This is a genomic window from Methylotuvimicrobium sp. (assembly GCF_050611805.1).
GTDB lineage: Bacteria > Pseudomonadota > Gammaproteobacteria > Methylococcales > Methylomonadaceae > Methylotuvimicrobium.
Genome location: NZ_JBNGHF010000066.1, coordinates 1 through 20,099 on the forward strand (window position 1 = coordinate 1; position 20,099 = coordinate 20,099).

Sequence of the window (20,099 nt, forward strand, 5' to 3'; positions counted from 1 at the left end):
ACATTAGCGTTCATTAATTTTCAACTCATGCGACAACTACGTTGACATTTACCGCAATAAATGGTATCGAGGTCTCATTGGTCAAGGTTGCAAAAGGGTAATTTTTGACTTATGTATAACGATGAGAGCCCAGCTTGGGAAATACACCCCGGAAGCTCCAGCTTCCCGAGACCGAACACAACCTCAAATCAACTCCGGCTCGCTCGTTCGATCTTTCTTGATCGTCGGGAAGCTAGAGCTTCCTGAACAGTTTGCCCAAGCTGGAGCTTGGGCAACAGCATCAACAATAGATTTTCCGGGCGATGCGGCAATCTAGCGCTCGGTTAGGAATATGCACAAATTTACTTCTACAAGTTTTAGGCACATTGTGGTGGTTCGGCGACTCGCTTGACAGGACGCCGTGAATACATCCATGTAGGCTCGACGGCGGCTATCCCTGCCGCCGACGCCTGTCAATCGAGTCACCGAACCCCTTTCAGCATTTATCGAAGTTATTTCATGCTCGTTCCTTAGGTATATTTATACTTGTTCCTCAATTCGAATCACGCCAACTAATCGTGGCTCAAGGTCATTCTATGAAATCGTAAGCCTTGTATTTTTCAACCAAGGGTTTCAAGACTTCTTTTAAAACTTGATCATGAACAGGGTGATTCAAATAATTTTCCAGCGACTGCTTGTTTTCGAAGGTGCTGGAGATTGCGATATCGTAGGAATCGTCGAGCGAGTGACTGGCATGTTTACGTTTGACGGCGGTCGGCGTGCCGATGTTGTAGGCAAGCACTCCGGGCAAGTTGGCCAGGCGCTTGGTGCCTTCGATATATTGACGGCGGGCGTTTTCATCGCCGTGTTGTTTCAACCAGATGATCACGACATGATGCGCCTTGCGCTGTTCGCCGGATTCGGTTGCTGGTTCCTTCGCGCCTGCGGCCGAGCTCAATGCGGCCAATATCATTAATAGTGAAAGCGGTTTCGCTAATTTCATTTTGTATCCTCCTCGGAAATAAGGCGATGGTTGATCGCAGAATGGTAAAAGTCAGTTAGGGTTTCGTGAAAAATAACTTCCTGGAGCTATGAGTTTTGTAGTTCGGCAGGGCAAACGCATTAAAATAATCAACATATCAATATGTTATCCTGTTTCTTAGAACGCTTAGTCAATTCGGTTTAACTTATGGTATCCCTCCCTGGGCCCCGTTAGGCCGCGCCGAGCACTGGCGATTTTGCCGAGAATAGCCCGTTAGGGGAGCGGCAGGGATGCCGCTCGTTTTCGGAGGGCTAGGGATAGCCCTTCCGAAAACCCTCGGCAAAATCGTCAGCGCGCAGGATGCAGCGGCCTCCGGGTGTCTTTTCTTTTGGATACTTTTCTTTGGACAAGCAAAGAAAAGTATCGCGGTTGTCGGTCCGCTAACCGACTCCACATAAGCGTCGCGATAGCGACACAAAACCTACTTCGTACTTCAATTAGGCTGGAGCTTATCGTAATCAGGAACAATTTTGCTCTACTGAAAGGTGACTCAAAGTATACGAATATCCTCTTGAAATACTTCCTGAACTTCATGTGCTTCATGGTAAAATTACCGAATTTAGGATAAGCGAAAAGCGAACAGGTACCCAGCCTACCTCGCCTTGCCGTTGGACCATTTGTCATGCAATTGCTCGTATTCTCCGGATGTCGTAACCAGCACGACTTCATCGCCTTTTTTGAGTTCGGTATCGCGGTCGGCGGTATGGTAACTATTATCCCGGTAAAAAAAGATCGCTCGTGTGTGCTTCGGTAAGTCGAGGTCGTCGACAGTGCCTTCCTCGGCTTCGTCGGCAATAAAACTGAACAGCCTGACATTGCCGCGGATCGCTGCGGATAGTTCCAGAATATTTCTGCCCGCGGCGATATTCGCCAAATAGCGGGCATTGGTCAGCGTCGGAACGATCGTGTCGTTCAGACCCAGCTCGACGCAGATATGTTCGAATTCATGATCTTCAATTCGGGTAATGACGCGTTTAACACCGAGCGAACGCGCCACCAGGCTTGCGATGATGTTGGCTTCATCGCTCTTGGTCAAGCAAAACAGTACATCGATCGATGTCGGATCGGTTTCCTTCAGAATCGCCGGTTTGCTGCCGTTACCATGTATAAAAACGCAATCGAGGCGTTCCATCAATTCATCGATCACGGTCTTGTCATTATCGATAATGATGACTTCGTGACCTTCCTTCAATAAACGTTCGGCCGTTGCGGTCGCCAACGACGACGCGCCTATGAATACGACTTTCAAGTTCAACTCCTAATTTTGATCCAGGTTCGAGGATAAAGGAACACTAAAAAAGCGATGAATTCAACCCGTCCCAGCAACATGTCGGCTATTAAAACCGCTTTTAGCCATGGTTCCAGTCCGCTTCCGGTAATGCCGGTCGACAAGCCTGTCGTCGAACACGCCGAGACCACTTCAAACAAAGCATTCATCGGATCGTAACCCGCCATTAGAAACGGCAACCACGAACATAACACCGTGCCGATGAATATCAAAATCAGCAGCAAGACTCTTTCGACCTCATCCGATTCCAGCTTATCGCCGCCCAATTGCCGATCCAATACGGCATGAGCCGGCAGCGCCGTGCGCTCTATAAAAAACTGAAGCAAGCGCAGTACGATCAAGAATCTGAGAATCTTGATACCGCCCGCGGTCGAACCGATCGAGCCGCCGACCAGCATTGAAAAAATAAGGCTCAGTTTAGCGGTATCATCCAATGATGCAACATCGGCATTCGCGAATCCGGTCGTCGTTTGCGCCGAGAGCCCCATGATCACGGCTATTTTCAGTCTGGATAAAACATCGGCGCTGCTCGAATCCAAACACAAAAACAACAAGCCTATTATCGTAATCGATATTACCGGCAATGCCAGAACTTCCGGATTGCATGACAATTCTTTGATACCGGTTCGAGAGAAACGATAATAAAAAGGCAACGAAACAGCTCCCGCCACACCGCACAACATCATTAAAAACTGGACCGGCCAGGCGTCTATCGCGGCGAGGCTGGAGTCGTAAATCGAGAAACCGCCGGTCGATACGCCGCTCAAAGCATGCGTGACGGCGTTCAATGGCGAGGCGCCGGCTATCAATAACACACCGATAGCAAACAGCGTCAGCGCACAATAAATGATCAGTAAATTGATCGAATGACTGTGTGCATTGCCTAAAAAATCGCGGCTATCGTTGATTTCGCCCATCGCCAAACGGCGGGAGGCAATGCCTCTATCCAAAAATAACAACGCAACCGAAAAGGCCACGACACCCAGTCCGCCATACCATTGCATCCAGGAGCGCGCGAACAGAACACCGGTCGAATGTTCCTGTAATCCTGTCATCGTGCTCAAGCCGGTCGTCGTGACGCCCGATACCGCTTCGAAGAAGGCGTCGATGCCGCTCAAACCGGTGCCGACGAAAGGTATCGCCTCCAGTGCCGCGGCCAGGACGAAAGACAGCGCCGAAATGACCATCACTTCATTGCGCTTGATGTCTTCGGGCGGACGTAACCGGGCCAAAGGCAGACAGATCGCGGAAAGTACGGCCAAGGCCAGCAACTGATGTATCGTGAATAGCCATTCGCCGTTTATCCCGGAGACCAAGATCGGGATCAGCCTCAATAGGATGATGACCAGTCCGATGCGTGACAGATAACGGGCCAAGACCCGGTAACGCACGGGTTGAGCCAAGGCGCGGGAAACATCGGAAAGACTCATGTCGAAAATGCTCCTCCGGAGAGAACGCGTATCATTTTGTAGTATTGATTAATAGGCAAGTTTTTGACAGGGTATGTTGTTCGTATCTTACCGTTTGCCCGAATCGGCTTTTTTAGACATCGATTCATAACCGGAAATGACATCGAACAATTCCTCGTCGATACTTCGCTGGCGTGTCTGATTGAAGGTTCGGCCGAGTTCATCCAACAGTTCGTCGATATTCTTTTCGGCCCGCTGCATCGCCGCCAAACGACTGGCGTTTTCGCCGGCGAGCGACTCGGCGCAAGCTCTGTACATCGAAACAAAGAGATACTCCCGGATCAGGGCTCTCAGCGTCCCATCGTAATCGCCGACAGTCTCCGGTAGATTATCAGTTGGCCAAGGCGCCTTGACAAACTCGAGCCGCCATGCGGAATCTAGCGGCAACAGGCGCAGACAGACCGGCTCATAGACGGCTCCGACCTCCGATTTAGGCCGGTTATGGAAAAGATAAAGCGAACTTTCATGGCTCAGTTGCCGGGTTTCGGTTTCGATCAACAGTTGGCCGATCAGCGGTGTAATGGCAGCCACCGAATTGGGCGTCGCAAACACTCCGCTTACCGCTAATCCCGAGTCGAGCAGATGCCCGTGAATGCGTTCGCCAACGGTCCAGATGATTTGCTCGCCCGCCAATTCTTGTAATCGCTCGATCGCGAATTCGACTAAAACGTCATTGAATTGTCCGACCAAACCTTGATCGGTGCCTAAAACGATCGCGCCGATACGATCTGCAGCTTTGCGACGCGCGGTTCCGCCATAGGCGCCTACGCCCATCGGCTTTAGGCTCGCCGTCAAAGCCAGTTCGACGGTGCGGGCGTAATCCTCCAAGGAACGAACGGCTTCTTCGTATTGAGCGATGCTGGAAGCGGCCAGCGCTTTCATGGTCCGCACGACACCTTTTAAATCGCCCGCGCCTTCGATTTTACGGCGCAACTCGTTCGATGTATCGGTCATTTTTGCATCGGCGCCAGTACCTTGCCGGCGAGTTCGACGATAGCGGCGCGGTTCGAATCGCTTAATGATTCGTCCGACAACAGTTTTTGTCGAAGCGCTTCGGGCAGCTCCCGTGATGCATCTCGGACCGCGAGCTCCGCCTCGGGCATTCGGTCCAGCGGTATGGTATCGAACAAGCCTTCTGTCAATGCCAGTAAAACCGCTATTTGTTCGGCTACCGAAAACGTTTCGAATTCAGGCTGTTTAAGGCAGGTGCGGATACGACGTCCGTGTTCGATCGTCTTGCGGGTATGTTCATCGAGACGGGTGCCGAAACGGGCAAAGGTTTCCAATTCCTCGAATTGCGCGTAAGCCAGCTTCAGGTCGCCCGCAACGGAACGGTAGGCGGGGCGCTGTGCCTTGCCGCCCACCCGCGATACCGACTTGCCCACATCGATGGCCGGCAACACGCCTAATTCGAACAAGGCCGGCGACAAATAAATCTGGCCGTCGGTAATCGAGATCAGATTGGTCGGAATATAGGCGGCCAGATTCTGCGCTTCGGTTTCGATGATCGGCAGCGCGGTCAATGAGCCGCCGCCGAGATCGTCATGCAAATGTGTCGCGCGCTCCAATAATCGGGAATGAATATAAAAAATATCGCCGGGAAAAGCTTCGCGTCCCGGCGGCCGGCGCAACAATAATGAAAGCTCGCGGTAAGCGCGGGCATGATTGGTTAAGTCGTCATAAACGATCAGTACGTCACGGCCTTGTTCCATGAAATATTCGGCTATGCTGGTCGCCGCATAAGGCGCGATATAGGCTAGACCGGATGGGCGGTGGCCGCCCGTGACCACGACCACCGTATAATCCATCGCGCCTTTTTCCTGTAAGGTGGCGATCACTTGAGACACGGCCGAGGCCCGTTGGCCGATCGCGCAATAAATACATAGGACATTTTGATCGCGCTGATTAAGTATCGTGTTGATCGCAATGGAGGTTTTGCCGATTTGCCGATCGCCCAGGATCAATTCGCGTTGACCTCGACCGATCGGAATCAATGCGTCGATGACTTTAATGCCGGTTTGCAGCGGTACGGTCACCGGAGACCGGTCCATGATCGCTGGCGCTTCGCGCTCTATGGGACGGCGCTCGCTAAAATCGAGCGGTCCTTTTCCGTCCATGGCATGACCTAGCGGGTCGATCACGCGTCCGATGAGTCCCGTGCCCACCGGCACGTCCATCACCCGGCCGGTACGTTCGACTTCATCGCCGGCCTGCAAATGCCAGTAATCGCCGAGCAGCACGACGCCGGTCTCATCCTCTTCGACATTGAAGGCAATGCCGTATAAATCGTTCGGAAATCTGACCAACTCTTCAAAACCCACGCCCGGCAAACCGGACACTTTGGCGATGCCGGTAGACACGGTTGTGACCGTGCCCACCTCTTGCAAGGTCATTTGCGGGCTAAAGTTTTCACGAACCTGTTTGATGTTCTCGAAGGCGCTCTCCAGAACGCTTGCTAACTGATCAGACGACATGAGCATCGGTTCCGGAATGGCTCTGAGATACGGTTTTAGCCGTTAATGCCCGGCCTATACTGTTCTCAAAGTCTTGCAGGTATCCTGCGATGTTCCAGGAAAGTTTCCGTCCATTCGCACTCAGTTCGATGCCGCTGATTTGATCGGCATCGACATCGAATTCAATCGTGGCATTAACTTTAAATACGTCGCTGACGGCTTGTTTTATCGCGTTTTTCTGTTCCGGCATCAGAGCGAAAGCGCTACGGACCCGGATTGGATCCGATGAAACTTGAATTGCATCGCTAAGCCGATTTTTATCGGAGTCGGCGAGCGCATGCAGACGTTGGAGAAAGACTTCGCAAATACGCTGCTCCAGGCTCACCGAAGCCAAATCGGCTAGCGTTTTGCGGCTGATGGCAAAAACTTCCTCCCGGGTATTTCGCATGAGTTCCCGATTTAAGCGCTTTTGCTCATTTTGTAGTGCTTGTTGCCAGGCGAAACGAAGTTCATCGGACTCTGTTCTCGCCGCCTTGATCAGCTTTTCGCGCTCATGTGCCGCATCAACATGCACTTGTTTCAAAAGACCGTCTCTTTGCCGCTCGAAACGTTCGATTTTTTCGACATACTCGATGCGTTCCCGTTCGGCAGCGGCCTTGATTTCACGGGCTTCCTCCAATTGCTGCGCTATTTTGGCTTCGCGGTCTTTCAGCGCCTGCATGATGGGCTTGTAAAGAAACCGTTTCAACAAGGCCATTAAAATCAGAAAATTGACCAGCTGAGCGAAGACCGTGAACCAGTCGATTAGCATGGCTTTTATCCTGCTACTTGGGCTAAGGCATAATTCCAAAAAGGATTAGCGAAGATCAGAATCATCGACACGACAAAGCAATAAATCGCAGTCGATTCGACCATGGCCAAACCGACAAACAGCGTTCGAGTGATCGTCGCAGCGGCGTCGGGTTGTTGAGCTAACGCGGTTAGCGCCGCAGCAAGAGCGCGTCCTTCGCCGAGCGCCGGGCCGATACTGCCCAAGCCAATCGTGATGCCGGCCGTGACGATCGATGCAACGGCAATGAAAGCGGTAATATCCATAATGACACCTCTAATTTTTAATAGTCGATTTTTAAGGTAAGCCTAGCGTGACTTTTGCAAAAGTATCCCGGCTAATTTGCCCCGTAAATGGTATGCGATGCGTGCCCTTCACGCTTACCCCCGCATATCATCAATCATGACCGCGCGTGGCCGCGGCGATATAAACCGTAGCCAGTATCGTAAAAATATAGGCTTGTACGATGCCGGTCAGTAGACCTAATGCATTCATGATAATCGGAAAAAACAAGGGCGTCACAACTAACAATATCGCGACAATCATCGTGCCGCTCATCATATTGCCGAACAGACGCACGGCCAATGCCAAGGTGCGGGATAATTCACCGATGATATTGAACGGCAACATAATTAGCGTCGGCTTCAGGTAGGACTTCAAGTATCCACCTAAGCCTTGTTTGGCAATACCGTAAAAAGGCACGGCGACAAATACAGCGATGGCCAACGCAGCCGTAGTCGACAATGAACCGGTCGGCGGCTCATAGCCGGGGAAAATCGCAAACAGATTGGCGGTGACAATAAACAAAAATAATGTCCCCAGAAACCCGAGATATTTTTCCGGCCGCTTCAGGCCGACTTCCTCGATTTGTTGATTCAGTGTGATGACGATGACCTCTAAAATACTCTGCCAGCGTTTGTGTTCGATATCGTTCGTTAGATTTCGGGTGATCAGTATCGCGCCGACAACCAATATCAACATGATGACCCAAGTCGTCACGATTGTGCCGTTGAGTTTGATGAAATCGTATTGCCAAAAAATGATTTGATCGGAGCTCAAGCGCATGCGTTTATTCCTCTGCCGGTTTGAAACGGGTCAATCTAATCACGATAAAACGGGCAACGATAAATCCCAATAGACAAACCAAAAGCCGTTGCCAATGATCGGCGGCCAGCCAATAAAACCCGGTCAGCGTGACTCCGGTTCGAAGCAGCATACTGCTGAAAAACCAGAACCCGGGACGTTTTGACTGAAGACCTTTTTGTACAGTCCACCAAAGTCCTCCGAAAAAAAACATTCCCAGCAAGGTGCCGGCTCCGAAAGCCAGTGCCAACATCAGATTTTCAGTCATCATGTTTATCCTGCTTTTTATGGATTCGGATATCTTCGTTGGATACCCAGCGCCAGGCGTTCCAACACCCCAACATCAGCCCGCCAATCAATAACATCAAGGTCCAGGAATGAGGCCCCGGATACCGATCATCCAGCCACAAGCCTAAAAATATTCCCAGCAATGCCGGCACCGCGACCGACCAGCCGATCAAGCCGAACCACCCCAAGCCGAACCAGATCGTCTTATTCACTTGCCGTTGGGCGTCGAGTTTGCGCTCCGCCTTTGCACCGACTTGACGGCTCAACGGCGAGTCGTTAGGTCGCTTTTTTTTATCGTTTGGCTCAGCCACGATGATACTCCATAAAGCGCCGGACAAAACCGCTTTCCAGTTTAGCCATGACCGAACGGACGCTTTTTTCGTGTTCGTCGAATTCCAGAAATTCGCGCTCCACGGCCTCGCGCAATCGATCCAATTCGATACCGCCGATGGCGTTGCGCACCGATACCAGCACCTCGGTTCCGGTCTTGACCAGCACTCCTTGATCGATGGCCAGATAAACCTCGTCAGCCGATGCCGTTTCATAGGTTAGAATGCCCGGAGCCAGAGCTGACGCGCAATCCAGGCGGTTCGGCAGTATGCCGAACGAACCTTGATAGGTCTCGGCAACGATTCGAGTGACGCCCTCGTGCTCGGCGAATACCCGGAAAGGCAACAAAATTTTAAGACGCATCGATGACGAGTTCATAGTGACCTCACTTTTTGGCTTCGTCAATCGAACCGATCATATAAAGTCCGCTTTCGGGATAATCCTTGAACTCATCGTTGAGAATGCGCTCGCAACCGTTAAGCGCATCGTTGCGGCTAACGAGCTTGCCGCTCAAGCCGGTGAATTGCTCGGTCGTGAAAAACGGCTGTGTCAAAAAACGCTCCAAACGGCGGGCCCGATACACGATATTTCGATCTTCCCGAGAGAGCTGCTCGAGTCCCAGCATTGCGATAATGTCTTTTAAGTCTTCGTATTGAGCCAGCGTGCTTCTGACTTCCTGTGCGATTCGATAATGCCGTTCGCCCACGATACGCGGTGTCGCCATCTTGGAGTTGGATTGCAGTGGATCGATCGCAGGAAAGAGCCCCTCGCTCGCCCGTTTGCGAGACAACACGATAGAGGCCGACAAATGAGAAAAGGTATGAACCGCGGCGGGGTCGGTAAAGTCGTCGGCCGGAACATAGACCGCCTGTATCGATGTGATCGCGCCGGTATCGGTATTGGCGATGCGTTCCTGCAATTGCGACAATTCGGTGCCCATCGTCGATTGATAACCTAAACGAGAAGGCATTTGTCCCATGAGCCCGGAAACTTCGGAGCCGGCCTGTATGAAACGGAAAATATTGTCTATCAACAGCAAGACATCCCGGCGCTCGTCATCGCGGAAATATTCTGCCATCGTCAACGCGGCATTGCCGACCCGAAACCGGCTTCCCGGCAATTCGTTCATTTGTCCGAATACCATGACCATGTTCGGCAGCACCCCTGCAGCCTTCATTTCCCGGTACAACTCTTCACCTTCCCGGCAGCGTTCGCCGATACCGCAAAATAGACTCACGCCCTCGTGTTGCCCGACCATATTGTGAATCATCTCGGTTAGTAAAACCGTCTTGCCGACTCCTGCGCCGCCGAATAATCCCGCCTTGCCGCCTCGTTCCAAAGGCGCCAATACATCGATAATCTTGATACCGGTCTCGAACAGTTCCGACTTAGTTGAAAGGCGCGCCAGCGGCGGAGGCGTTTGATGAACCGAGCGCCATTCGATATCGGACGGCAACGGCAAACGATCGATGGGACGGCCGAATACATCGAACATGCGCGACAGAATGTTTTTGCCTACCGGCGCTTTTAAAGGGGCGCCCGAGTTTTCGACCGACATGCCTCGGGCCAGTCCTTGTGTTGGTGTCATTGCGATACCGCGAACCCGTGAATCGTCGAGCTGCGTCAATACCTCGATGATGACTCGGCGATCATGACCGGCATACAGAATCGTATGAATGGGCGGCAAACAGCGATCGAACCGGATATCGACCACGCTTCCGGTGATCGAAACGACTGATCCGGCATGGGTAAGGCTCGTTTCATCATTCATATTTGCCGCCTGAGTCGAACAATTAAATGCAGTGTTGTATCTGTCGTGCCGTTGGTTCCGATAGCCCTACTTAATAAGAGACTATGTTAGCGTTAATAGTTGAGGTTTATACTACACCAATCTCGAACCTTGAAGACTGTATACTGTGCATACCACAGCAGTACCATCCGTAGTTTAACGTGCCCTCATGTGTTGCCTTGTGCCGACATTAGGTACGCGCAGCGTACCCTACACGTCACTTTGGATTTATAAGTTCTGGTAAGCGTTTTCAAATGCATGCATCTTCTGGTTCCCACGGTCCTCCGTGGGAACCCATACGTTGGCTGCCGAAACAAATTCTGTATGCATTCCCACGCTGGAGCGGTGGGATCGAGGAAAGCCTGACTAGGACAAATTAGCATGCTTTTCTTCAACCATCTCGCTGATCAAGGCCATCACTTCGGCGCTGGCATCTTCCGATTGCTGCATGTCGTTGATTATATTGTCGATGATCGCTTTGTTGCTTTGCCAGTTATTTCGTGAATATTCATAGGCGCGTCGCGTGAATTTATGCACGTCTTCATGAGGCTTATTCAGTCTGACATAGGCTTGCGTGGACCTAAATTGCTCATGTCCAATTCCTTCGAAATACCATTTGCCAAGTCTGCAATGCTGATGATCGATATCGATCGCATCGGCTTGTGGACAACGCTTTAAGTTTTCGATCGCAATATAGCCGTTCTGTTTATAAACGATATGATCGACTTTGGTTAATAGTGCGAAGGTTTTATCCTTGGCATAACTAATATAGCCGACCGATGCTTTTGCCGAAACTGAAAGGTCGGCAAACTGATTCCTAAATTCGTCGACTTTTTCCATGATTTCTTGGGAAAGTTCGGCGGATGCCTCTGCTTCGGTATGCATTTGATTGACGCGCTTATTGAAGGAATTGAGTGTTTTAGTGACCTCCAGCGCCGCATTCTTAGTGTGATCGGACAAGTTTTTGACTTCTTCCGCGACGACCGCGAAACCTCGCCCGTACTCGCCGGCTCGAGCCGCTTCGATCGAGGCGTTGAGCGCCAACAGATTGGTTTGGTCGGCGATGCCGGTTATCATCGATAAGGATTCGGTTACTTTTTTACTGTCATCGATTAGTGCGGTGATGACATCGGTAACCGAATGAATATTGTCATTGATATTGGTTAACGAATGGCTAATCGTATTGACCGACGACAAGCTATTTTCGGCGTTATTCCCTGTTTTGATCGCTATGCCTTCAACCTTATGCATTTGTTCGGTAATGCTCAGCAGGTCTTCCTGATTGGATTTGAGATTATCGAGTAAATTCGAGGTGTTCAGCATGTGCAATCCGGCGGATAGGCGATTTTTCGTGATCATCGTTTCATTATCGCCCATGACTCGCAATGCTTTATTGACAGATTTCGCAGACGATTTAAGTAATCCGGGAAAGCCGTCCGCTAGAGCATAACGGCTATGATTGCCTTTGGCCGCTTGATCGAAACAAGTCGTGATTTCTTTGAAATAAGACTCCATGATGTCGAGCATTTCGTTCAATTCCCAGGCGATTTTGCCGAGCTCGCCCATTCCCTTGGTTCCGGTGATACGGTGGTAAAGTTCGCCGTCATTGGTTCTTATTAATACATCTTGGATGATGGCAATAATACCCAAATATTTTTTTGTCTCTGCGAGTGCATAAAACGCAATGACAGTCAGTCCAAGGTTAAAAAGTAGAATTAGCCATGAAAAGCCGCTGATAAAAGTCGCGTAAAAAAAATTGATCGCAGCAAGTAAAACAATACCGGCTACGGCATAATTGACCTTGGCTTTGAGATAGGGAATATCGGCACTGGTGTGGCGGCTCATCATTAAACTCCATTCGGTTTATAAAGCCCCAGAACGAGACTGTCATAATTTTTGACGCCGGTCTGCGCGACGACATCGAATAAATAAGCCAACGATTTATCCGGAGCTTCTTTTGCGGAACAGTTTTTTTCTATCGCCAGCATTTCCCGATAAATCGGCACTAAAACATCCAATGCCGATGTCGGCGGTTTGCGCCTAACCGAATAATAACCCTGTAATTTGCCGTCTTTGTCGTAGTCCGGCGTAATATTTGCGAAAACCCAATAAAACCCACCGTCGGAACACAGGTTTTTGGCAAAACCGAAAAATTCGTTTCCGGACTTTAGGGTATCCCACATAAACCGAAATACGCCGCGCGGCATTTCGGGATGCCGAATAATGTTGTGCTGCACGCCGAGTAACTCGGACTCTGCATATCCGGCGATTTCCATGAAAATACGGTTAGCGTAGGTGATCTTGCCGATAATATCGGTTTTCGAAACAATAAAGTCGTTATCGCCCAGTTTCTTTTCGTTATTATTCGGGATAATATTTTTTTTCATCGTTGTGATGCGCCTTATAAGGTTCGATACATTTTTAGCAAAAGTCTATGCCATAAATTCTAGCTGTTGTAAAAAATATCGCCACCAACTTAATAATTTTCCTCGCTACCACTGATCCAAAGCGGGAGTGCATACCGATCTCGCCTCGGTAACCAAGTTATGGGGGGATCACAAAGGAGCGCTCATCGTTATACATAAATCGTAGGGTACGCTGCGCGTACCTCCATGCGGTTAAGTACCGAATTCCTGTCGAATCAAACCCTAAGGGCTTGCGTTAGCATTAGTGGGGTTGTCATGGTATGCATAGCGTACCCTACGAGGCTTCATGGAAAATAAATTTTTTATGTTGTATTCGCCAATACTTTCTTAACCTCAGCCGGAAAAGTCTGATAGCTGCTGGAATGACGGGGTTCCGTTAATTTGATGGCAGTGATGCAAGGCATTGGAGCCATTTAAGGAAATTACTCCCTTTATACTCAAAAAATAGCTAACTTTATGAAGGTATGGGGTGTGGCTAGTGAGGATGTCGGCAGCAGGGATTGCTGCCGTCAAGCCCTCATGGATGGGTTCACGGCGGTCCTCGATAGACACATCCCATACCTTTTATTCTTCGACTGTTTTTCGATCAAAAGGGAGTCATTAAGTAACCTTAGAAACCCTTACTATTGTCCGGTTTTGTAGGGAAGTATGATGGAAAAACGGAAATCGTTCGAGTTTTTTCGACAATAGACAAACTGAAGTTGAAAAGAAGATGAGGCGAGTTGTTTCATCAAGTGACCTTAGAGGCAATAAGTTTATCGCCTCTAAGGATTTAGGTAGCAATAAGCCGATTAATTAACGACTCTATGACCGCGGTTACGTAAACAAGTGCGGAAAGCTCTTTTGAAGGCTTCCTCGGCTTCGAACCCTTGTTTAGCACCGCCGCCGAAACCGCCGGCCGCAGCGCCGATTGCAGCCCCTGTTCCGGGGCTGCCTGTAAAGGCGCCGACAACAGCGCCGCCCGCCGCACCGATAGCGGCACCGACGCCGGTGCCGATCGCCGTTTCTTTAACAGTCCCACCTGCTGCCTGACGAGCCAATTGTTCGCATTCGTACAGGTCTTGATTCAAGCGGTAGGCATTGGGGCTATCGTAAGTATCGACCGTGGGTGTCCAGCCGGTTTGAGTTGCACAAGCGGATAGCAGCAATCCGCAGATCATGGTGATTCCAAGTGTCGATTTTTTCATAAGCGTACCTCTTTAGTAGAGTTTATAGTCGGAGCAAAAAATAAAACTTTTTATATGAATAAAGGATGAATTATCCCTTTCGCACTTCAAATTTCGGCAGTTCCGGAGGAGGCCTCGAGGTGCTCGGTAAAGGCTTTGCCAGCATGAAGCTGGCGTAGAGACTACTTGGACGTATTTACCCAGCACCTAAATTATCTATGTAATCAATCATGGCCAATAGGCTATGGAATTTAGGTGCTGGGTTTACGGCGTCCTTTGGCAGGCACCCCGAGGCCGAATTTTCATCTACGATGAGTATATATCGATTAAAGTTCCCTTAAAACGGATACCGGGGGTTTATCGACTACATGCCTAACTCCCCAGAAACCAGCGAGTCCGATAAAAAAACCGCTAAGCGTAGGCATGACCAACCATAGCAGAAAATTGGGTTGGTAATTTAAATGCAGCACTTCGGTATATAACGCGAAAAGCACGATTTCGGACAGACCGATCGCCAAAATGCCCGCACTAAAACCCAATAGTGCAAATTCGATTACATGTGTCTTCCTTAAAAATTGCCGATGTGCACCTAGCGTTCGCATCAGCGCACCTTCATGAATGCGTTGGTCCAACCCGGCTTGAACCGCCGCGAACAGCACGGTAAATCCGGCCAACAACGCGAAATATAACAAATAATTGATCGCCTGCGTCAACTGCGCCAAGATCGTTTGAAACTGCTTGAGAATTAAATCGACTTCCAAAACCGTCACGCTCGGATAGCGCTTGACCAATTCATTCAAGAAATGTTTTTGATCTTCCGGTAAATAAAAACTGGTCATTGAGGTGCTGGCAAATCCGTCCAAGGTCCCGGGCGAAAAAATCATGTAAAAATTAGGCTTCATCGTATCCCACTTAACGCTGCGAATACTGATGACTTCCGCTTGCAATTGTTCGCTGCCGATCGTAAAAGTCAGCTTGTCGCCGAGCTCCACGCCTAGACTCGAAGCCAACTTTTGTTCGATCGACACCAATCCCGGTCGTTCATCCGCCCACCACCGGCCGGATAGAATCTTGTTTTCATCGGGCACCTGCTCCGACCAGGTTAGGCTCAAGTCCCGATGCGTAGCTTGTTCGCCTTGGGAATCCTTACTGACGATTTTCTGCACCGGAATGCCGTTGATTCGGACGAGTCGTCCACGCACGATCGGATAAAAGCGGCTGCCGGTAAGGCCTTGATCATCCAAATCCTGCTGAAAACCGGCCTGTTGTTCGGGAAAAATATTCAACACAAAATGATTCGGCGCCTGTTCCGGTAACTGACGTTGCCAGTCGGTCAATAAATCGTTTCTGACCGTAAAGCTCAAGGTCATCGCCACCAGCGTGATGCTAAAGGCCAAAATCTGACTCACCGATGCCTGCCGGTTACGAATCAAACCTTGCACACCGAAACGCCAAGTTAGCGGCAAACCGGGCAACAACTTTTGACAGGCCCAAAGGATTCCGTAAACCGCGCTGCCCAGAACGAGTAACGCAATTAGGCCGACGCCGATGATGATGCCGGTCATTTTAAAATCTTCGGTATAACGCCATATCAAAACCGCGATAATAGCAATCGCTAAACCGTAAATTAGCCAAGCCGCGGACGGTAACGGCTCCAGATCGCGGCGTAACACGCGTAGCGGCGACACCCGTTTGAGTCTCAGCAGCGGCGGCAAAGCAAAACCCAGCAGCACCGCCATACCCGTCGCAAAACCGAAAAATACCGCAAACCAGCTCGGCGAGGCGATCGTATCCGGTAACAAATCATGCAAAAGATGAAACAGCCCGGCCTGCGCAAACCAGCCAAAAAGACAGCCGATGGCACTGGCCAGCATTCCGAGAATAAAAAACTGACTACCGTAAAGCCATAAAATTTCTTTTTGTTTCAAGCCTAAGCATCTTAACACCGCCGTGGCATCGAAATGACGCTCGCTATACCTGCGCGTTGCGGCGGCAATCGCGACACCGGCGATCAAAATCACGACGATGCTGGACAGTCCCAAGTAACGCTCGGCCCGATTAAGCGCATTGCCGACTTCCGGGCGGTCTTGATGAATATCCATGATGCGCTGGGACGGATTCAGCTGCGGCTTGACCCATCGATTGAATGCCATGATGCCTTGCGCTTCGCCGGCGAACTGAAAGAAATAATGCACATGGCTGCCCGGCTGTATTACTCCCGTAGCCGGTAAATCGTCGGCATGCATCATGACCCGCGGGGACAGGCTATAAAAATCGCCGCGCTTGTCCGGCTCGTAAGTCAAGACACGGTTGATCGTCAACGCTTTTTCGCCGACCGTCAAAGCATCGCCGATTTGCAAATGCAGCGCCGACAGCACGCGTTTTTCAACCCATACCGACCCCGGCTCAGGCCCGGACGCCAATGTTTGCTCATCGCTGAAATCGGCGCCGGTGACCTTTAAAAAACCGCGTAATGGATAACGGGGACTGACCGCCTTCACCCCGGCCAACAACAGTTCGTCGTTTTCAATCAAAACGCTCGAAAACTCAGCGGTTTCCGAACGAGTCAAAGCCAATTCGCCGGCTTTTTCCAACCATGCGCCGGGAATACGTTCCGGACTCGTAATTACCAAATCGGCCGCGAGAAAATCGGCGGCCTGTAAGGTCATCGTCCGATGCAGGCGATCGGCAAACAGCGTAATTGCAGTCGAACTAGTCACGGCAATAATCAATGCGGCAATCAGAATCGTGAGTTCGCCGGAACGGCTATCGCGAAACAACAAGCGTAGCGCCAGATTAAAACGCGTCATACCAATCTCCCGGCATCGAGTTTAATGCTGCGCCGGCAGCGTTCGGCCAAATGGTTGTCATGCGTGACCAATATTAGCGTGGTGCTGTTTTCGCGGTTCAATTCGAACAATAAATCGATGATTTGTTCGCCGGTTTTACTGTCCAAATTACCGGTCGGCTCGTCGGCGAATAAAATAGCCGGCCGCGTCACGAAAGCGCGAGCCAACGCCACGCGCTGTTGTTCGCCGCCTGAAAGCTGCCTTGACGTATGATTGAGTCGATGGCTTAACCCCACCCTGCCGAGCAAATCGGCGGCCAAGGCGCGCGCATTTTTGTTGCCGCCCAACTCCAATGGCAACATCACATTTTCGACAGCGGTTAAACCCGGCAACAATTGAAACGACTGAAACACAAAGCCGATCAGCTCGTTACGTACCGCAGCCCGCCCGTCTTCGTCCATCGCCGTCAAATCGCGATCGTCAATCGTCACGGAACCGCTTGTCGGTGTATCGAGCCCAGCCAACAAACTCAATAAAGTCGATTTGCCGGAACCGGACTCGCCGACCACCGCGAGACTCTCTCCCGGTTTGATTTGTAAATCGACCGATGCCAAGATATGCAAAGTACCGTCCGAAGTTTGCACGGTTTTACCGAGATTTTCGGTGACGATAATATTTTTTAACGTTCTTTCAGTATGAGTCTGTGTCATGTCCAAATTTTTGCTTGCAGTAATGATGGCGTTAGTTTCAGCGGCCGCGCCGGCTAAAACGATTGTCGTATTAGGCGATAGTATCAGCGCCGGTTACGGAATAGAAGCGGGGAAAGGCTGGGTCGATTTACTTCAGAAAAAGCTGGAGGCCGAAAAGTTCCCGCACCGAGTCGTTAATGAAAGCATCAGTGGCGATACCAGTGCCGGCGGATTGGCGCGTATCGACAGTGCGTTGGCGCGGCATGAACCGGAGTGGGTACTGCTAGAACTGGGCGGCAACGACGGTTTAAGAGGACTGACACCTAAACAAATGCACGAAAACTTGAGCGAAATAGTCGAGCGCTCGCAACAAGCCGATGCGCAAGTTTTGTTGCTGGGCATGCGCATGCCGCCGAATCTCGGTAAACGCTATATCGAAATGTTTTATCAGGTTTATCCGGAATTGGCCAAGGAACACGACCTGACTTTCGTGCCTTTCATTCTCGAAGGCGTGGCCTTGAATCCGGAATTGATGCAACGCGATAGAATACATCCGAATGCCAACGCGCAGCCGATTATCGCCGAAAAAGTATGGGAATATTTAGGTCCGCTGCTAAAATGACAAGCCTTATTTCGGGTTTTTACCCGGCCGATTTATTCTAAAAAATATAATAACGAGATCATCGATGAATGCCCTAACTCTGGAAAAAGCCAATCAAATCATTCATGTCGCATTAACCAATGCCCGCCAACTCAACCTGGAACCGCTGACGATCGTCGTGTTGGACGGAGCCGGCCATCTCAAAGCGATGCAACGCGAAGACGGCGCCACGATGATTCGAGAACAAGTTGCCATTGCCAAAGCCTGGGGTGCGGTAAACATGGGCATGTCGTCGCGAAGTCTTGCCACCGTTGCCGAACAACGCCCCGACTTCATGAACGCGCTGATCGGCTTAGCGGGAGGTAAGGTCATGCCCGTGCCGGGCGGCGTATTGATTCGTAATGCCGACCATAAAATTCTCGGCGCGGTCGGGATCTCCGGCGACGTCTCCGATCAAGACGAGCGTTGCGCGATCGCCGGAATCCACGCGGCCGGTTTATTTTGCTAAGGGTTACCTACTCCCTTTTGATTAAAAAACCGTCTAAGAATAAAAGGTATGGGATGTGTCTATCGAGGACCGCCGTTCACCCAGCACCTAAATTCCATAGTCCATTGGTTATGGTTAACTATCTTGGTTAATTTAGTTGCTGGGTGAATACGTCCATGTAGGCTCTATGCCAGTCCCAACCTAGCGTTAGGTGAGGGACCGATCACCCCCGGCGCCTCCTTAAGCACTGCCGAAATTTGAAGTGTGAAAGGAATAAAAAGCGGGAACACAGAAATTAGCTAAAATGGCTTTTTTCGCCAGCCTAGCGCTAACCCTCATCGCCACATGAACTCATAATAGTTATGCTCTCTTTGCATTTTTTCATTTTCTGAAGGAAAAAATAACGAATTACAGGGTTTTTCGCCATAAAGACCCCGCGGAAACAACAGCATGAACAAATCTAAACGTTTCAACTTAGTCCGCTTGCTGATCATCCCGATATTTTTATTTGTTTCATGCGCTGCGGCCATTGAAAAACCGGACATCATGCAGGCCAAAGTTTTCGATCCGTCGATCGATGTCTCTGAATATTGGATCAGCGAAAAGCTTGATGGGATCCGGGCGCGTTGGAACGGAAAACAACTGATTTCTAAAAACGGCCACCTGCTCCATGCACCCGCTTGGTTCATCGAAGACTTTCCCGATGTAACGCTGGATGGCGAATTATGGTTGGCGAGAGGTCAATATCAGCAGACCGTTTCCATCGTTAGTCGCAAGGCCCCTCATTCCGGTTGGAAGAAAATCAAGCTGATGGTCTTCGACCTGCCTGACAACCCGAAACCCTTTTCAGAACGGGTCGCCGCAATGCGGCACATGGCACAACAACGGTATACACCGTATCTGAATTTCATCAAGCAATTTCGGGTCGCATCCTCCGACGAATTAAAGCAAAGACTGGATCAAATCGTGGGCGAAGGCGGCGAAGGTCTGATGCTGCATCATCAAGATAGTCTTTATCAACATGGACGCAGCAATCGGTTGCTTAAATTAAAACCTTACGACGATGGGGAAGCGGTCGTGATCGGTTATCGTTCCGGCAAAGGACAATTTGCCGGAACGATGGGCTCTCTTAAAGTCCGAACCGAAAACGGGAAGGAATTTTACATCGGCACCGGATTCAGCCAGCGGGAAAGAGAAGACCCGCCGACTCTGGGCAGCCTTATTAACTTTCGTCATCAAGGCTACACCGATAAGGGCTTACCTCGTTTTGCTGTGTTCATCAGAATACGCGATGAGCCTTGAGCCTCTGTCAGCCTGCTACCTTCGCGCCGATAGCATATATAGGGCCAGTAGCTAATAAAGCTACATACTGAGCTATAATTTTAAATGAC

General features: G+C 50.3%; 20 protein-coding genes. 3 read left to right on the top strand and 17 right to left on the bottom strand.

What is annotated here, in order from left to right; all coding sequences use genetic code 11:
* Positions 1-568: 568 nt before the first annotated feature.
* The 17 genes from ACRJJO_RS19765 to ACRJJO_RS19845 form a co-directional block, all read right to left on the bottom strand.
* Entirely contained in the window at positions 569-982 is a 414-nt protein-coding gene (locus ACRJJO_RS19765; protein WP_431067308.1) for a Dabb family protein, read from the bottom strand.
* Positions 983-1,613: 631 nt separating this feature from the next.
* Positions 1,614-2,270, bottom strand: a complete 657-nt coding sequence (locus tag ACRJJO_RS19770; protein ID WP_431067309.1) for a potassium channel family protein — start codon at positions 2,268-2,270, stop codon at positions 1,614-1,616.
* A gap of 2 nt (positions 2,271-2,272) precedes the next feature.
* Positions 2,273-3,739, bottom strand: a complete 1,467-nt coding sequence (locus ACRJJO_RS19775) for a TrkH family potassium uptake protein (RefSeq protein ID WP_431067310.1) — start codon at positions 3,737-3,739, stop codon at positions 2,273-2,275.
* Positions 3,740-3,826: 87 nt separating this feature from the next.
* Complete coding sequence (locus ACRJJO_RS19780) at positions 3,827-4,732, bottom strand: F0F1 ATP synthase subunit gamma (RefSeq protein ID WP_431067311.1); 906 nt, start codon at positions 4,730-4,732, stop codon at positions 3,827-3,829.
* Entirely contained in the window at positions 4,729-6,252 is a 1,524-nt protein-coding gene (locus ACRJJO_RS19785; RefSeq protein ID WP_431067312.1) for an alternate F1F0 ATPase, F1 subunit alpha, read from the bottom strand. Before ACRJJO_RS19785 ends, ACRJJO_RS19780 begins: the two co-directional genes overlap by 4 nt.
* On the bottom strand, positions 6,242-7,042 hold the full coding sequence (locus ACRJJO_RS19790) for a F0F1 ATP synthase subunit delta (protein ID WP_431067313.1): 801 nt from the start codon (positions 7,040-7,042) through the stop codon (positions 6,242-6,244). The genes ACRJJO_RS19785 and ACRJJO_RS19790 overlap by 11 nt, the downstream gene beginning before the upstream one ends.
* 5 nt (positions 7,043-7,047) lie before the next feature.
* Positions 7,048-7,326 carry a F0F1 ATP synthase subunit C gene (locus ACRJJO_RS19795; RefSeq protein WP_341326777.1) on the bottom strand — a complete coding sequence of 93 codons (279 nt, stop codon included), beginning with the start codon at positions 7,324-7,326 and terminating at the stop codon, positions 7,048-7,050.
* 130 nt (positions 7,327-7,456) lie between these two features.
* Entirely contained in the window at positions 7,457-8,125 is a 669-nt protein-coding gene (locus ACRJJO_RS19800) for a F0F1 ATP synthase subunit A (protein WP_404358657.1), read from the bottom strand.
* A 4-nt stretch (positions 8,126-8,129) separates the two neighbouring features.
* Positions 8,130-8,411, bottom strand: a complete 282-nt coding sequence (locus ACRJJO_RS19805) for an ATP synthase subunit I (protein ID WP_431067314.1) — start codon at positions 8,409-8,411, stop codon at positions 8,130-8,132.
* Complete coding sequence (locus tag ACRJJO_RS19810) at positions 8,404-8,742, bottom strand: AtpZ/AtpI family protein (RefSeq protein ID WP_431067315.1); 339 nt, start codon at positions 8,740-8,742, stop codon at positions 8,404-8,406. Before ACRJJO_RS19810 ends, ACRJJO_RS19805 begins: the two co-directional genes overlap by 8 nt.
* Entirely contained in the window at positions 8,735-9,139 is a 405-nt protein-coding gene (locus tag ACRJJO_RS19815; RefSeq protein WP_431067316.1) for a F0F1 ATP synthase subunit epsilon, read from the bottom strand. The genes ACRJJO_RS19810 and ACRJJO_RS19815 overlap by 8 nt, the downstream gene beginning before the upstream one ends.
* 7 nt (positions 9,140-9,146) lie before the next feature.
* The gene (gene atpD / locus ACRJJO_RS19820; protein WP_431067317.1) at positions 9,147-10,532 is read right to left on the bottom strand and encodes a F0F1 ATP synthase subunit beta; all 1,386 of its coding nucleotides are present in this window, start codon (positions 10,530-10,532) and stop codon (positions 9,147-9,149) included.
* A gap of 384 nt (positions 10,533-10,916) precedes the next feature.
* Positions 10,917-12,395, bottom strand: a complete 1,479-nt coding sequence (locus ACRJJO_RS19825; RefSeq protein WP_431067318.1) for a methyl-accepting chemotaxis protein — start codon at positions 12,393-12,395, stop codon at positions 10,917-10,919.
* Between the two features lie 2 nt (positions 12,396-12,397).
* Entirely contained in the window at positions 12,398-12,937 is a 540-nt protein-coding gene (locus tag ACRJJO_RS19830) for a PAS domain-containing protein (protein WP_431067319.1), read from the bottom strand.
* A gap of 830 nt (positions 12,938-13,767) precedes the next feature.
* Positions 13,768-14,163, bottom strand: a complete 396-nt coding sequence (locus ACRJJO_RS19835; RefSeq protein ID WP_404358669.1) for a glycine zipper family protein — start codon at positions 14,161-14,163, stop codon at positions 13,768-13,770.
* A gap of 305 nt (positions 14,164-14,468) precedes the next feature.
* Positions 14,469-16,952, bottom strand: a complete 2,484-nt coding sequence (locus ACRJJO_RS19840) for an ABC transporter permease (RefSeq protein WP_431067320.1) — start codon at positions 16,950-16,952, stop codon at positions 14,469-14,471.
* The gene (locus ACRJJO_RS19845) at positions 16,949-17,641 is read right to left on the bottom strand and encodes an ABC transporter ATP-binding protein (RefSeq protein ID WP_431067321.1); all 693 of its coding nucleotides are present in this window, start codon (positions 17,639-17,641) and stop codon (positions 16,949-16,951) included. Before ACRJJO_RS19845 ends, ACRJJO_RS19840 begins: the two co-directional genes overlap by 4 nt.
* Between ACRJJO_RS19845 and ACRJJO_RS19850 the strand changes: the two genes are divergently transcribed.
* The 3 genes from ACRJJO_RS19850 (at position 17,640) to ACRJJO_RS19860 (ending at position 20,010) form a co-directional block, all read left to right on the top strand.
* Positions 17,640-18,242 (top strand): arylesterase, encoded by a 603-nt coding sequence (locus tag ACRJJO_RS19850; protein WP_431067322.1) that lies wholly within the window; start codon positions 17,640-17,642, stop codon positions 18,240-18,242. The two genes, ACRJJO_RS19845 and ACRJJO_RS19850, sit on opposite strands and share 2 nt — an antisense overlap.
* 64 nt (positions 18,243-18,306) lie before the next feature.
* Positions 18,307-18,729, top strand: a complete 423-nt coding sequence (locus tag ACRJJO_RS19855; RefSeq protein ID WP_404358676.1) for a GlcG/HbpS family heme-binding protein — start codon at positions 18,307-18,309, stop codon at positions 18,727-18,729.
* Positions 18,730-19,158: 429 nt separating this feature from the next.
* A complete protein-coding gene (locus tag ACRJJO_RS19860) occupies positions 19,159-20,010 on the top strand; it encodes a DNA ligase (protein ID WP_431067323.1) in 852 nt (283 codons plus the stop codon).
* Positions 20,011-20,099 lie beyond the last annotated feature (89 nt).

What these genes read in the sequence shown, in the direction of transcription:
- ACRJJO_RS19765 (WP_431067308.1), bottom strand. Translation starts at nt 982, where the DNA reads ATGAAATTAGCGAAACCGCTTTCACTATTAATGATATTGGCCGCATTG.
- ACRJJO_RS19775 (WP_431067310.1), bottom strand. Translation starts at nt 3,739, where the DNA reads ATGAGTCTTTCCGATGTTTCCCGCGCCTTGGCTCAACCCGTGCGTTAC.
- ACRJJO_RS19780 (WP_431067311.1), bottom strand. Translation starts at nt 4,732, where the DNA reads ATGACCGATACATCGAACGAGTTGCGCCGTAAAATCGAAGGCGCGGGC.
- ACRJJO_RS19785 (WP_431067312.1), bottom strand. Translation starts at nt 6,252, where the DNA reads ATGTCGTCTGATCAGTTAGCAAGCGTTCTGGAGAGCGCCTTCGAGAAC.
- ACRJJO_RS19790 (WP_431067313.1), bottom strand. Translation starts at nt 7,042, where the DNA reads ATGCTAATCGACTGGTTCACGGTCTTCGCTCAGCTGGTCAATTTTCTG.
- ACRJJO_RS19795 (WP_341326777.1), bottom strand. Translation starts at nt 7,326, where the DNA reads ATGGATATTACCGCTTTCATTGCCGTTGCATCGATCGTCACGGCCGGC.
- ACRJJO_RS19800 (WP_404358657.1), bottom strand. Translation starts at nt 8,125, where the DNA reads ATGCGCTTGAGCTCCGATCAAATCATTTTTTGGCAATACGATTTCATC.
- ACRJJO_RS19805 (WP_431067314.1), bottom strand. Translation starts at nt 8,411, where the DNA reads ATGACTGAAAATCTGATGTTGGCACTGGCTTTCGGAGCCGGCACCTTG.
- ACRJJO_RS19815 (WP_431067316.1), bottom strand. Translation starts at nt 9,139, where the DNA reads ATGAACTCGTCATCGATGCGTCTTAAAATTTTGTTGCCTTTCCGGGTA.
- atpD (WP_431067317.1), bottom strand. Translation starts at nt 10,532, where the DNA reads ATGAATGATGAAACGAGCCTTACCCATGCCGGATCAGTCGTTTCGATC.
- ACRJJO_RS19825 (WP_431067318.1), bottom strand. Translation starts at nt 12,395, where the DNA reads ATGAGCCGCCACACCAGTGCCGATATTCCCTATCTCAAAGCCAAGGTC.
- ACRJJO_RS19830 (WP_431067319.1), bottom strand. Translation starts at nt 12,937, where the DNA reads ATGAAAAAAAATATTATCCCGAATAATAACGAAAAGAAACTGGGCGAT.
- ACRJJO_RS19835 (WP_404358669.1), bottom strand. Translation starts at nt 14,163, where the DNA reads ATGAAAAAATCGACACTTGGAATCACCATGATCTGCGGATTGCTGCTA.
- ACRJJO_RS19840 (WP_431067320.1), bottom strand. Translation starts at nt 16,952, where the DNA reads ATGACGCGTTTTAATCTGGCGCTACGCTTGTTGTTTCGCGATAGCCGT.
- ACRJJO_RS19850 (WP_431067322.1), top strand. Translation starts at nt 17,640, where the DNA reads ATGTCCAAATTTTTGCTTGCAGTAATGATGGCGTTAGTTTCAGCGGCC.
- ACRJJO_RS19845 (WP_431067321.1), bottom strand. Translation starts at nt 17,641, where the DNA reads ATGACACAGACTCATACTGAAAGAACGTTAAAAAATATTATCGTCACC.
- ACRJJO_RS19855 (WP_404358676.1), top strand. Translation starts at nt 18,307, where the DNA reads ATGAATGCCCTAACTCTGGAAAAAGCCAATCAAATCATTCATGTCGCA.
- ACRJJO_RS19860 (WP_431067323.1), top strand. Translation starts at nt 19,159, where the DNA reads ATGAACAAATCTAAACGTTTCAACTTAGTCCGCTTGCTGATCATCCCG.